Raw genomic sequence first — 14019 nt, forward strand, 5'->3', positions numbered from 1 at the left:
TTACCCCTTATCCCTTACGAAACATTTTTAACATGCGTTGAGTTACTGTGAACCCACCGAAAATATTGATGCTTGCGATCAAGATCGCAATAAAGGATAAGAAACTTACCCAGCCACCACTGCCAATTTGCAGCAATGCACCAACAACAATAATCCCTGAGATGGCGTTAGTGACCGACATCAACGGGGTATGCAGCGCATGGGTGACGTTCCACACCACGTAGTATCCCACCACACAAGCCAGCGCAAAGACGGTAAAGTGCGATAAAAACTCAGCTGGAGCTGAGTTGGCGAACCATCCAAACAGGATGATAGCCAGTGCCATCAGTGCCATCTTGGTTACCGGTGACATTTTTTTCTCTGGCGTTTTCACCTTTTCAACGGCTTTCGGCTTCGCTTGTGGCTGAGCTGAAACTTGAATTGGCGGTGCTGGCCAAGTAATTTCACCTTGCTTGATAACAGTAACGCCGCGAATGACTAAATCATCAAAATCAATCGTGATTTCGCCATCTTTTTCTTTGCACAACAGCTTCATCAAGTTAACAAGGTTGGTCCCATATAGCTGAGACGATTGCGTTGGTAAACGGCTTGGTAAATCGGTGTAACCAATGATTTTGACACCATTCTCAGTGACAACTAATTTATCCGCTTGAGTCAACTCGCAGTTACCACCCGTTTGTGCGGCAAGGTCAACCACCACACTGCCCGGCTTCATTGATTCGACCATCTCTTTGGTGATCAATTTCGGTGCTGGTTTACCCGGAATAAGCGCTGTCGTTACAATAATATCCACGTCTTTTGCTTGCGCAGCAAATAGCGCCATTTCTGCCTTAATAAAGGCTTCAGACATCACTTTCGCGTAACCATCACCGCTACCTGCATCCTCTTTAAAATCCAATTCGAGGAACTCGGCACCCATACTTTGAACTTGCTCTTTCACTTCTGGGCGGGTATCAAATGCTCGAACAATCGCGCCTAAGCTACCTGCCGCACCGATCGCAGCCAGGCCCGCCACACCCGCACCGATGATCATCACTTTTGCTGGCGGTACTTTACCTGCAGCAGTAATTTGACCGGTGAAGAATCGCCCAAATTCATGAGCTGCTTCCACAATCGCGCGGTAACCGGCGATATTTGCCATTGAACTTAATGCATCGAGTGATTGTGCCCGAGAAATACGCGGCACTGCATCCATTGCCATTACGTTGATATTACGGGCTTTTAGTGCCTCCATTAACTCAGGATTCTGCGCCGGCCAAATAAAGCTGACTAAAGTCGCCCCTTCTTTTAATAAAGGTATTTCGTCCGACAATGGTGCATTCACTTTAAACACAATATCTGCAGAAAATGCGCTCTCACGGTCGACAATTTCTGCACCAGCTTGCTCATAAGCTGCATCATCAAAACTTGCTAAATGTCCCGCATTTTGCTCGACACACACCGAAAAACCCAATTTTAACAATTGGGTAATTGTTGATGGTGTCGCGGCAACACGCGCTTCATTGGCAAGTCGTTCTCTTGGTATACCAATTCGCATAATATTCCCTTTTCAAAGCTCGAAGTAATCTATGTTGTAGGTTATTCGCCAAAAAAATGACTGCCTTATCAAAAGGAAAAGTCCTATTTTGTCGTTGAACAGCTGTAAAATGTCCTAATAACCTACTGAAATTAGCCTTATTGATCCATAATTGATCACGATTCTAAGACAGTAAATGGAATTCACCGTGGAAATCTTAGTTTTAGGTCAATAAAATACTGGATACTTTAAAAAAACTGGTAAATTTGACTAGTCAATCATTATTTGTGTCTTATTAAAATAAAATAGTGCGACAACATGGGCAGTTACGTGTAATAATCACCGCCATGTGTTACCACTATTTATTCAGCATGTTTATAATAAATTGCGCAAGGCGGAAGGATTTTGTATGAAGCTGAAAACTACGGTCATCGCAGCCGCGGTGCTATCATTAACTAGTATAACCGCTACACAGGCGGCTGTTGAATTAACGCCAAAACAGGCTACTGAATTACAACCTTATGAGCGTATAACCGTCACTGGGCGTTTTAATGCTATCTATGAAGCATCCGATGCAGTTTCCCGTAGGGCTGATAAGATGGGGGCTTATGCCTTTTACATTCAAAGCCTTGATGATATAGGTGACAGTGGCAACATGCGTGTTGTTGCTGATGTGTACGCAAAAGATGCATCAAAACGTGAAGAATCTGCTCGCCGAGTTTTCGGTGGCGTTGAAGAAATGTCTAAAGCGGACGCAAAAGTGTATCAGCCTTTTGATGCTGTCACAGTAAGTGGTTTCTACCCATCTGAACCTGACTTATACGAAGCAATTGCGAAAAAAGCCAAAGAAAAAGATGCAGCCTCATTTTATGTGGTTCGTAACGTAGCCATGAATGACGGTGGTAATACTTTAGCAACCGCATATATCTATAAGAAAGATGCACCTAAGCGCCAAATTCAAAAAGAAGAAGCGGTTGTTCCTGCTGATTCAGAAGCGGGTCGTGCGCTGTTAGCGCAAGGTGGTGAAGCTGCTGATAAAGTTCTGATCCCGGGCGTTGCAAGTTCTGAAGAACCAACCGAAGCTGTTGGCCGTTTCTTCGAAACTTCCTCAAGTCAACCAGGTCGTACTAGCGTGACATTACCAAGTGGCTATGTTATTGAAGAAGTGAACAAAACAGCCGCAGCCATGATGGTTCCATTTGATTCTATTACCTTCTCCGGTTATTACACCAATACCCCTGAAGTTCGTTATCAAATCGCCAAGCGTGCAGAAGCTAAAGGTGCAAAATACTACCATATCACTCGTGAATGGCAGTCGAATGGTGGCAGCGTCACCATCAGTGCAGACCTGTTCAAATAATTAGATAGCTCTGTTTTGTTATGAAAGCCAGCTTAAATATCAAGCTGGCTTTTTTTGTTTGCGCTGCCATACTTTTTTATAACCTCGAGTGAGCAGTTTATAAAATGTGTGCCTATTTGCCATAAACAACGAAAGTGAATAAAACATCTTGTTCTGTGCATATTTTCCCATTGCATCTGTCGCATTTCATTCGTAGAATCCACACTCTAATTTAGCAGGCGATCCAACTGGATTTAAAAGCTGTGACAGTGAATCCATTTATAGCATTGCTATCTTAACGTGATTTTAACTTTTGATTGCACAACAACCAGGATATACATTGAAAAATACATTAAGCCTTACTGCACTCACCGCGCTAGTTCTTAGCTCAATGGTTGGTGCTGGTGTATTTAGCCTTCCGCAGAATATGGCTGAAGTGGCAAGCCCATTAGCATTAATTATCGGCTGGTCCATCACGGGCGTCGGGATCTTATTTCTTGCATTCTCTCTTTTATTCCTTTCCAGAATTCGTCCTGATCTGGATGGTGGAATATTTACTTATGCAAAAGTAGGATTCGGTGAGTTTATTGGTTTTTGCTCTGCATGGGGCTATTGGTTGTGTGCTGTTGTCGCCAACGTTTCTTATTTAGTCATTGTTTTTGCTGCGATCAGCTTCTTTACTGACACGCCGGATAACATTGTGTTTGGCGATGGAAATACTTGGCAAGCTCTAATCGGTGAATCTATCTTACTGTGGGTTGTGCATTATTTAGTTCTTCGCGGTGTGCAAACAGCTGCGGGGATCAACAAGCTCGCCACGATGGCTAAATTAGTCCCTCTTGGGTTATTTATCGTACTCGCATTCTTTGCCTTCAAGCTCGATATTTTTGATGCCGATTTTAGCGGCATTGACCTTGGTATTCCCGTTTGGGAGCAAGTTAAAGACACCATGCTGATTACTTTGTGGGTCTTTATTGGTATTGAAGGTGCTGTCGTCGTCTCCGCTCGCGCGAAAAACCGCCGAGATGTCGGTCTAGCCACTATTTTTGCGGTAAGCTCCGCATTAATTATCTACATTCTTGTCACGCTTTTATCACTTGGGATCATGCCTCGAGCCGATCTGGCTGAGATTAAAAACCCGTCGATGGCAACATTAATGGTTTCTTTAATTGGCTCTAGTGGTGACATCATTATTGCAGCTGGTTTGATTATCTCTGTTTGTGGTGCCTATTTGAGCTGGACAATTATGGCGGCTGAAGTTCCGTATATTGCCGCACAATACCAATCATTCCCTAAAATTTTCAATAAATTAAATAAGAATGATGCGCCATCTTCTTCGTTATGGTTCACCAATGGTGCAGTTCAATTATCTTTAGTGCTGATTTGGTTAAGTGGCAGTAATTACAATACCCTGCTAACTATCGCTTCAGAGATGATTTTGGTTCCTTACTTTTTAGTCGGTGCCTTCTTAGTAAAAGTTGCTTATCAACGCCATAGCAAAGCCCTGCTCGCGGTTGGTTTTGTTGCCGCTGTCTATGGATTATGGCTATTGTACGCGTCAGGATTGATTAACTTGATGCTCTCTGTGGTACTTTATGCACCAGGGATCATTATTTTTCTGTATGCTCGTTCACAACAAACAGCAAAAGCGCCATTGAAGTTAATTGAGAAAATTTTAGCATTTGGGATTGCGATAGCCTCAGTACCAGCTTTATATTCCCTGTTAGCGTAATCCACTCTTTATTAATGAGCTAAATTTAACCCATTGAATTTAGCTCGTTTTTTATTATCTTTATTTCCCCCTGCTCAACCCCCACGTTTTTTACAATTTTCATTCTTTTTTGTGATGTAGTTTTTGAATGACTATTCACCAATAAGGAAACTCAAATGCACGTAACCTCACTGCGTACAGTCACATTTGCTGATTTCCCTGCTTTCATTCAATTATCGTCAGAAACGGCACATTCAATGGCACAAAATATAGCCACTGTAACCCAATCATTCCCTACTCAGCCACCAAGTCCCTTTCAGCAAAAATTACCTCAAATTAAAGCGCAAGATCGTATCGAAGGCTCTCAATTTAAATTAGCAACTCAGCAGCAAATAGAACAAGCTATTGAGCGATAAATCCCAAACAGCGCTAGCTTGCTAAATATATTGCGATATATTGCGGACAACTCAGTTGCTAATGCAGAAATAGTACAAATTCATTAGTATGTTGTAACTAAAAAAGAGTTAAATATAAGTAGTAAAGCTTACCCGCAATCAATCTCACAAAAAAAATACGCGAGTGGTACAGTTGCCACATCGCGCATTAATTATCTTATTAGCCAATAAATTATCATCAGCCTAACACTATCAACCCCAAACTACAGTTGCTGCGTTAAACTTTCCATGGTTTGAATTATCCGTTTATCCGAAATCGGATATGGTGTCCCGAGTTGTTGAGCAAACAAACTCACTCGCAACTCTTCAATCATCCAGCGAACTTCCTGTACTTCTGGTAACTGCTTTTGCAGTGGCGTTAGTTTACTCACCCACTGCTGCCACATGGTTTGAACGTGTTCAACTTTGCTCATCTGAGCGCGGTCACGATTTGGATCGATGGCTAACTTTTCTAATCGGCGTTCAATACCGTTTAAGTAGCGCAAAATATCCGGTAATCGCTTCCAGCCCTGCTCTGTCACAAAACCTTTAAATACCAACCCAGACATTTGCGCTTTGAGATCAGACAATGCGAGCGCCATCGAAAAATCAACGCGACCTTTCAATCGTTTATTGATAGCAAACACCGCCGTTAAGATCTGTTCAACTTGCTTAGCGATATTCACAACCACATCATTCAATTCTGCTCTCGCGTACTCTTTTAATGATTCGAATTGCTCTTCTGTCCACACCGCACCGCCATAGGTTGCAATCAGCTGATCAATACCGCACGCGATACAATCATCAATAAGCTCAAGCACCTTGCCATAAGGGTTAAAATAGAGCCCCAATTTGGATTTATTCGGTAGCTTTTCATGCAAGTATTTGATAGGCGAAGGAATATTTAACAGTAATAATCGACGAATTCCGCCCCACATTGCTTGCTGTTGCTCGAATTCAGTTTCAAAAACACGGATCCCTACACTGTTCTTTTCATCCACTAATGCAGGATAAGCTTTAACTGAATATCCTCCCCGTTTTTGTTCATAACGTTGTGGTAACTCGCCGAAACTCCAAATATGCAAGCCACTTTGTTCAATTCCATCATCCACAACTTCGGACAGTGTTTCTTGCACTTTTTCCTTAAGGCTATCTTTTAAGGCATCCAGATCTTGCCCTTCCGCGATGGTTTTATTTTTGTCATTCACCACTCGATAGGTCATTTTTAAATGCACTGGAAGTTGGTCTAATTGCCAAGCCTCTCGCTCTACCGTTACTCCCGTCATTCGACGCAGTTCACGTTCTAGCTTATCTAATACACTACCTTCAGGAGTTGGAACTCGCTCCAAAAATGCAGAAGCATAATTTGGCGCAGGCACAAAGTTCCGACGAATAGGTTTAGGCAATGATTTGATTAATGCAACGATTAATTCGTGGCGTAAACCCGGTACTTGCCAGTCAAAGCCCACATTTTGTACCTGATTCAAAATGGCTAATGGGATATGAACGGTGACGCCATCAGCGTCAGTACCGGGTTCAAACTGGTAGCTTAAACGGAATTTGAGATCGCCTTGATACCAATAATTCGGGTAATCAAGCGCCGAGACATTCCCTGCATCTTCTTTGATCAGCATGTTTTTTTCAAAACTGAGCAAATCAGGTTGCTGTTTTGATGCGGTTTTCCACCATTTATCAAAATGGCGAGAGGAAATCACATCATTCGGGATACGCTGGTCATAAAACGCAAATAACGTTTCATCATCCACTAAAATGTCACGACGGCGTGATTTGTGTTCCAAATCTTCCACTTCTGATAACAGTTTTAGGTTAGCTCGAAAGAAAGCGTGACGGGTATTCCAGTCGCCTTCCACCAGCGCATGACGGATAAATAATTCACGACATAATAATGGATCAATCGAACCATAATTAACTTGGCGTGAAGCAACAATCGGCAACCCATATAAAGTTACTTTTTCCGATGCTGTCACAGCACCTTCTGATTTTGACCAATGGGGCTCGCTATAGTGGTGTTTTACCAAATGTTCAGCTAGCGGTTCAATCCATTCAGGATCAATGGAAGCCGCAATCCGACCCCACAACTTTGATGTTTCAACCAGTTCAGCGACCATTGCCCACTTCGGTGGTTTTTTGAATAAACCTGAGCCTGGGAATATAGTAAATCGTGCATTCCTCGCTCCCGTAAACTCGTGTTTTTCAGCATCTTTCTGGCCGATATGCGAGAGCAATCCTGCCAATAGCGAGACATGAATACTGCGAAAATCTGCCGGTGCACTGTTGATTGCAAACCCTTGCTCTTTCACGACTTGGCGTAACTGAGTGTAGAGATCTTGCCACTCGCGAATTCGCAAATAGTTAAGGAAATCCTGACGACACATTTTTCTAAATTGTGCGTTAGATAATTCCTCTTGCTGTTGCTTTAAATAGTCCCACAGATTTAAAAATGCCAGAAAATCCGATTGCTTATCATGGAAACGTCGATGTTTTTCATCAGAAGCTTGCTGCTTATCCAGCGGTCTTTCTCGGGGGTCTTGAATCGATAATGCCGAAACGATCACCATTGTTTCGCGTACCGCGCCATACTTTCTGGCTTCAATCACCATTCGCGCTAAACGCGGGTCAACGGGTAATTGTGCTAACTGGCGTCCGATATCGGTTAATCGATAACCTTTATCTGCATCTTTATGAGGTTGGATCCCACCAAGCTCTTCCAGTAATTTGACACCATCTTGAATATTGCGCTTATCCGGTGCTTCAACGAATGGAAATGCCGCGATATCCCCAAGCCCGATTGAGGTCATCTGTAAAATGACCGACGCCAAGTTGGTTCTCAGGATTTCAGGATCGGTAAACTCCGGTCGAGATAAGAAATCTTCTTCAGAATACAAGCGGATACAGATACCGTCCGAAACACGACCACAGCGCCCTTTACGCTGATTAGCAGAGGCTTGCGAAATCGCTTCAACAGGTAAGCGTTGTACCTTGGTGCGATAACTATAACGGCTGATACGCGCATAACCCGTATCAATCACATACTTGATCCCCGGAACCGTCAGCGAAGTTTCTGCTACGTTAGTGGCAAGGATAATTCGGCGGCCACCATGAGGATGGAAAATTCGGTTTTGCTCACTGTTAGATAACCGAGCAAATAGCGGTAGGACTTCCGTATGACGCAGTTGTAGCTTGGATAGCGCATCGGCGGTATCACGAATTTCACGCTCACCACTCATAAAAATCAGAATATCGCCGGCACTTTCGCGTCCTAACTCATTAACCGCATCGATGATACCGTCAATTTGGTCGCGTTCACTGTCATTATCATCCCCCATAATTGGGCGATAACGCACTTCAACCGGGTATGTCCGCCCTGAAACTTCAACAATTGGCGCATGACCAAAGTGTCGAGAGAATCGTTCTGGATCAATCGTCGCTGATGTAATAATGACTTTTAAATCAGGTCGCTTAGGCAATAATTGCCGTAAATACCCTAAAATAAAATCAATATTTAAACTGCGTTCATGGGCTTCATCGATAATGATTGTGTCGTATTGCAGCAGCAATTTATCATTTTGCAATTCTGCCAGCAAAATACCATCCGTCATTAATTTAACTTGGGTGATATCACTCACTTGGTCACTAAAGCGAACTTTATAACCGACATTGGTTCCTAATTCGCACTCTAATTCTTGTGCAAGGCGTGAAGCTACTGAGCGAGCCGCTAATCGCCTTGGCTGAGTATGACCAATAAAGCCCTTCACGCCACGGCCAAGCTCTAAGCAAATCTTAGGGATCTGCGTGGTTTTACCTGACCCTGTTTCACCCGCGATGATCACTACTTGATGCTGATTAATCGCATCAAAAATAGCTTGTTTCCTTTGGCTAACGGGTAAGTTTTCAGGGTAAACAATTTTCGGCATATTCAGGCGTTTTTTCTCAACCTTCTGTTTTGCCTTTTCAATATCCCCTTTGATGACATCGATAACTGCCATACGGGATTTTTGATCTTGTATTTTTGCAATACCGTGAAGGCGCTTCTTCAATTGCCACTGATCACGCAGTGATGTTTGTTCAATGTCAGCATGTAATGCTGATAGAATGGGATCCATTCTTAAATCCTTATTTTTCAATTCATTATAACGCCACTCATCAACCTATAATCATGTGGTGGCTAAAGATAATATTTAGGTTTGTTTTATGATTTTAGTTATCTCATACAAATACCATCAGTTTTTTTGAAGTATGGCTTCTAAATTTCTTCCTATTAATCTGCCATATACCGAGTATCATCATTATCTGATGAGATAGACACATGAGTTTCGAGGAAAATAATGAGTAAAGTACTACTATTGAAATCAAGCATTTTGGCAGATTATTCACACAGCAATAAAATGGCTGATTATTTTGTACAACAGTGGCAAGAAAAAAATCCCGATGATGAATTTATAGTTCGAGATTTAGTTAACCAGCCTATCCCTGCGATTGATGGCGAAATTTTAGCAGCTTTTGCACCTACTGACACTAAAACCGAGCAGCAACAAGCACATTTAGACCTATCCAATCAGCTCATTGATGAGATTAAACAAAGTGATGTTCTGGTGATCACCGCACCAATGTACAACTTTTCCGTGCCGTCTCAGTTGAAACATTACTTTGATTTTATCGCCCGTTCAGGGCATACCTTTAAATATACCGAACAAGGTTCTGTGGGTTTATTAACCAATAAGCGTGCATATGTTCTGACAAGCCGAGGCGGGATTTATAAAGATACACCAACGGATATCATGGTGCCTTACATCACCCTATTTTTGAATTTTATTGGTATTACAGATATTGAATTTGTTTTCGCAGAAGGTACTGCATTAAGCGCTGAATCCGCAGAGAAAGCGCAATCACATGCGAAAAACCATATTGATTCACTGATTGCTTAGCAGTAGGCCTCGTTAAATAGTGCGCACTATGTTAGTTTTCGTGCGCATTTTATTTTTTCTGCATCCATTGCCCATTAATACTGCGTACATATTCTCCCGTCGGCGCCCGTTCAACCAATTTCTGCCCAGCCATTCTTGCGACATCATTGGTTTTAAGCCCATTTTTATCAGCAATTTCTGTATATCGATTTTTCCTTTCCGCATTGATATGTTCAACCAATTGCTTTGCATCTGCACTACTTTGGTCAATTACCGCCAAATATCCCGATAAGGTTTCCCCCACCATACCATGAGTTTTACCTTCTTCCACCGTCAGAGCAAATGCAGAAAATATGCTTAATGTGGAACATAACGTGACGACTTTAAACCAGTTCATCATTTTGCAGGTACCTCACCGAATAGATCGCTGTTTTCCTTTAATAACTCTTCAACTTGTCGGTCAGCTTTAATTTGGATTTCATGTTCAATCTTAACATTCATATTGATGTTAATTGGCTTATCTGGCGTAGCGACTTCTACGCGTAAACATGCCGTTAATAGCGATGCCATTGCCATCATCATGATCAATTTTAATGTTTTCACGTTAGTCCTTTTCTCTTCTATATATTCTTTTCGAGCCATTCTTCTAAGCCAGTACCAAAACGTAAACTGCGCCATAACTGAAAAATATTCTCTTCATGGTGATAATTTAAGTGAACTTCACGCTTCTTGGCTTCTTTGGTGTTATACCCTTCAAGAATAGTCGACATAGTGAGCAATCCCAAGTTTGTAACATTCACATCGGTACGACTGCGTTGAATTTCAAGATATTGTAGCCATCCAATCGCCGATCCTGCTGAAATATTATCTTTGGCAATAGACTCCACAAAATTGGTATCTAAGCGTAATGTCAAAGGTCCGTTATTTTCCATCCATCCCCCTTTAATAATCCAATCAGGATTATTCAGGTAAAATGGCAACTCACCATTTACTCGGCCAGAAACAGCAAATTGTGAAACTTTTAGTTTTGTGAATAGCTCGCTAAGCTCCACTTGATGGACGCTAATTGTTGCCGGTTTATTTTGTGGCCAGCGCAGTAAATCGAGATTGATTTCCCCACCTAACATTTTAAAACCAACATTGCTAAGCTGGATCGGATGAGTCTCAGTCGGCGGATACGTTCCTGATAAATCCGCTTTGATATCGGTGAATTCAAATAAATTCGAGACGTGCTTAATGCGTAACTCAACGGGTGATTTTTCACCTAATGTCCAGGTGCTATTATGCAATTTCCACGGTAAGACAAAATCCAAACCATTAAGCTCGCCATCCTTCATCCATAAACTCGTATTTTGCACTCGCCAATGTCCACCAGCAATAAAACCATTTTCTGGTGTCATGGAAAAAGCAGCTTGAGAAAATAGTTTACCTTCACGTAATTCAATACCTAGGTCTTTCGGAATTAATGTCTGAAATGCTTTAACTGACTGCTCAGGCCAACGTGCTTCACCACGCAGACGTTCACCGTCCCAGCGTCCAAATATAACAATAGGTCCTACTTGTCGGGTACTTAAATCCCCTTTCAACTGAAAACTGGCTGGGGATGTACCTTTAAGTTCTGCATTCGCCGTAATTTTAGGCAAATAGCTATCTGCACAAAATAACATTCGATTACTGGTTAATTGTAATGCGCCATAAAAATCCGCTTTTGCGTGATCTCGCTGCCAAACCAACGGGGATGTCAATTTAAGACGTGGAGCAGACATGGAGAGTAAACCATATTTAATTTGGTCAAATCCCGTATTTAAGCTATTGAGCGTTAATTGTGTATCTTGCCAACTCCCGTTGCCTTTAACATCCCAACGAGCCGCTAACGCAGGCAGTTGAGCATTACCCCAGTAATTCCAGAACCATTTACCTTTATCAATATTAAATTTATTCGCACTGCCATCGAGATGAATATTAAAGTCACCCCAATATTGTTCCTTTACCTTTAAAATTGCTTGTAAGCGCCCCGAAATTCCTTCGGCATTTAACCGGGTACCCGCCAAAGGTAAGCGTATTTCTCGTAACAGAATCGTCGGTGAAACCCGCCCATAGGCTCTCAATAACGAACCAGGCATAAATGCGACGGTGGGTGAAACCAACTGGCCTGCAATTTTCGCTGGCAAATTAATATCCAGTACCATGTCATCGTATTTCACTTGACCGTTGAGTCTAAAATCAATATCCGCATCGAGGAGATTGATACGACTAGGCTCAAGCGTAAGGACTAAGTTAGCTTTTCCTTTTTTCGCATCAGTCAACATGTTCAAACGACCTGAAACCACAAACTCACTCAGGGTTTGATTCCAGTTATCAATTTGAAATGCAATTCCACCATGAAGTGGAATTTCTCCATCATCCCAGCGCCATTGCCCATCCGTCACGGTCACTTGTGATGATGAAACCTGCCATGGAAGATGGAATAATTCGTGTTGCTGCTCAAGATCTGTAACGGTCAGTAAGCCTTGATCGCGCTGCCAATGCAGTTTTGTATTTAAGCGTTTATTTAACTCAATAAGCTTAAATTGGGCTTCGATATCTCCCGTTTCGGGCAATTGAGCCGTCGTCAGAGGTAAAGCTAATTGCGCTGTTAATTCAATATGTTGAGGCTCTTCTTGTGGCTTATTTTGATCCACTTCTAACGCTAATGCGCTCTGAGGTAACATCGCCGAAAATTGTTGTATAATCAGTTGATTTTGCGAATTAACAAAAGAAGAAACCTGTACATTTTCCCCTTGATAATTCAACATAAGTGGCGAATCAGCGGTACTGCGTAACCATAAACTGCCTTGATACTGCTCCCAAGAATGCAGTGTGATTTTATCAATGACGAGTGAAAATTGAGGGATAGCATCCAGTATCTCGGTGATGTTTATAGGAGAACTTGGTGACTCCTCACTCGTTTTGATGCCATCCAAACATTCCGCATTAACATCAAGCCCATCAACTTTGGCCCTAATCGGGAAAAAAGAGATTCGGGCATTCGTTAGTGTTGCAAGAGAACAATTATTTGCACTTAATCCCACACTCGGGAATCTAATTTGATGATTAACAAGTTGTGGTTCAGAAAGTGACAGTGTCACTGGTGTGGGTAAAAAATGTTTAGCAACAACGGGCGCCCAACGGGTTAATGTTGACCATAATATGATTAGGAGCACAACACTCACCCCTAATAAGAAAAACAGTATTTTTATTGCCCGTTTCATGAAAATTCTCTGAGCATCATCTTCATGAAGCAGCGATGAATATCATTGATGAGATGGATGAAAATAAAGTGAAAGGGTGCATTGGCACGAGTAGTTCGACGACTTGCATTGCGATGTAGGTCATTTCCATAATAACTTTCTCTATTTAGATAAATATATTCTAATCTTTTAAAGCAGAAATGAACAACTTAACCCTATCCGTTCACTCTGTTACTTTATTATTTTCAGTCAGTTCTTAGTGATTATGCGATGCTGCATGGTTTGTCATTTCACGAAAGCATGATTGTGTATCATGCACAACCTTCACTTTTTCGGCAAACATCGGATTAGCTGCAAAAAAATCATCCAATCGCTGATCAAATTGCTTAGCGAAATGCAGTAGCTCTATCGTATTCATGAAGGTTTCTTTTGGTCGCCCCCCCTTTAATTGCGATATTAAAAAGCGTTTAATGATCCGATACGCGCAAACTCGATAAGGAATGTTGAGCCTAATAATTAATGAACTATCGGCAAAAAAAGGTGCTAAACGCTTGTCATAAGAGCCTTCCATTATCCAGCTTTCTTTAGATTTGATCTCCGAAATCAGCGACTTCATAGTTTCCGGCGTATTTTTAACATATTCCGCTTGGGTTTTATCCCAATAAATTTCATCATAAGCATATGCGGGGAGACTAAATTCTTCCGATAACTTTTGAGCGAGCGTTGTTTTTCCTGCTCCCGATATACCAATAATGCAAATTTTCACGCTGCTCCTTAACTTTCTTTATTCTTTAAAACCAATCTATTCTGTAAAAGAAGAAAAATAAAACTTAACAGTTGCATTATGTTAACACTAAAAATGGC

10 protein-coding genes are annotated in these 14019 nt (G+C 41.8%); 4 read left to right on the top strand and 6 right to left on the bottom strand.

What is annotated here, in order from left to right:
* Positions 1-7: 7 nt before the first annotated feature.
* Entirely contained in the window at positions 8-1537 is a 1530-nt protein-coding gene (pntA, locus tag PR799_RS00560; protein WP_272521005.1) for a Re/Si-specific NAD(P)(+) transhydrogenase subunit alpha, read from the bottom strand.
* A 388-nt stretch (positions 1538-1925) separates the two neighbouring features.
* Here pntA and ydgH point away from each other — a divergent pair, with 388 nt between their 5' ends.
* The 3 genes from ydgH (at position 1926) to PR799_RS00575 (ending at position 4982) form a co-directional block, all read left to right on the top strand.
* Positions 1926-2876 (top strand): DUF1471 family protein YdgH, encoded by a 951-nt coding sequence (ydgH, locus tag PR799_RS00565; RefSeq protein ID WP_036948148.1) that lies wholly within the window; start codon positions 1926-1928, stop codon positions 2874-2876.
* Positions 2877-3195: 319 nt separating this feature from the next.
* Positions 3196-4587, top strand: coding sequence for an amino acid permease (locus tag PR799_RS00570; RefSeq protein ID WP_154626820.1), 1392 nt, complete (start codon positions 3196-3198; stop codon positions 4585-4587).
* A 155-nt stretch (positions 4588-4742) separates the two neighbouring features.
* Entirely contained in the window at positions 4743-4982 is a 240-nt protein-coding gene (locus PR799_RS00575; protein WP_272521006.1) for a hypothetical protein, read from the top strand.
* A 242-nt stretch (positions 4983-5224) separates the two neighbouring features.
* Here PR799_RS00575 and hrpA read toward each other — a convergent pair whose 3' ends face one another.
* Positions 5225-9124, bottom strand: a complete 3900-nt coding sequence (gene hrpA / locus PR799_RS00580; RefSeq protein ID WP_272521007.1) for an ATP-dependent RNA helicase HrpA — start codon at positions 9122-9124, stop codon at positions 5225-5227.
* A 222-nt stretch (positions 9125-9346) separates the two neighbouring features.
* On the opposite strand from hrpA, the gene PR799_RS00585 reads away from it, so the two are divergent.
* The gene (locus PR799_RS00585) at positions 9347-9946 is read left to right on the top strand and encodes an FMN-dependent NADH-azoreductase (RefSeq protein WP_272521008.1); all 600 of its coding nucleotides are present in this window, start codon (positions 9347-9349) and stop codon (positions 9944-9946) included.
* 49 nt (positions 9947-9995) lie between these two features.
* Here the strand turns inward: PR799_RS00585 and PR799_RS00590 are convergent, their stop codons facing one another.
* The 4 genes from PR799_RS00590 to PR799_RS00605 form a co-directional block, all read right to left on the bottom strand.
* Complete coding sequence (locus PR799_RS00590; RefSeq protein WP_272521009.1) at positions 9996-10325, bottom strand: YdbL family protein; 330 nt, start codon at positions 10323-10325, stop codon at positions 9996-9998.
* On the bottom strand, positions 10322-10507 hold the full coding sequence (locus PR799_RS00595; protein ID WP_036948339.1) for a YnbE family lipoprotein: 186 nt from the start codon (positions 10505-10507) through the stop codon (positions 10322-10324). The genes PR799_RS00590 and PR799_RS00595 overlap by 4 nt, the downstream gene beginning before the upstream one ends.
* A gap of 38 nt (positions 10508-10545) precedes the next feature.
* The gene (locus tag PR799_RS00600; protein WP_336298629.1) at positions 10546-13176 is read right to left on the bottom strand and encodes a YdbH family protein; all 2631 of its coding nucleotides are present in this window, start codon (positions 13174-13176) and stop codon (positions 10546-10548) included.
* Positions 13177-13411: 235 nt separating this feature from the next.
* Positions 13412-13921, bottom strand: a complete 510-nt coding sequence (locus PR799_RS00605) for an AAA family ATPase (RefSeq protein ID WP_272521011.1) — start codon at positions 13919-13921, stop codon at positions 13412-13414.
* Positions 13922-14019: the final 98 nt, after the last annotated feature.

This window comes from Providencia sp. PROV202 (assembly GCF_028479565.1).
Taxonomy (GTDB): Bacteria; Pseudomonadota; Gammaproteobacteria; order Enterobacterales; family Enterobacteriaceae; genus Providencia; species Providencia zhijiangensis.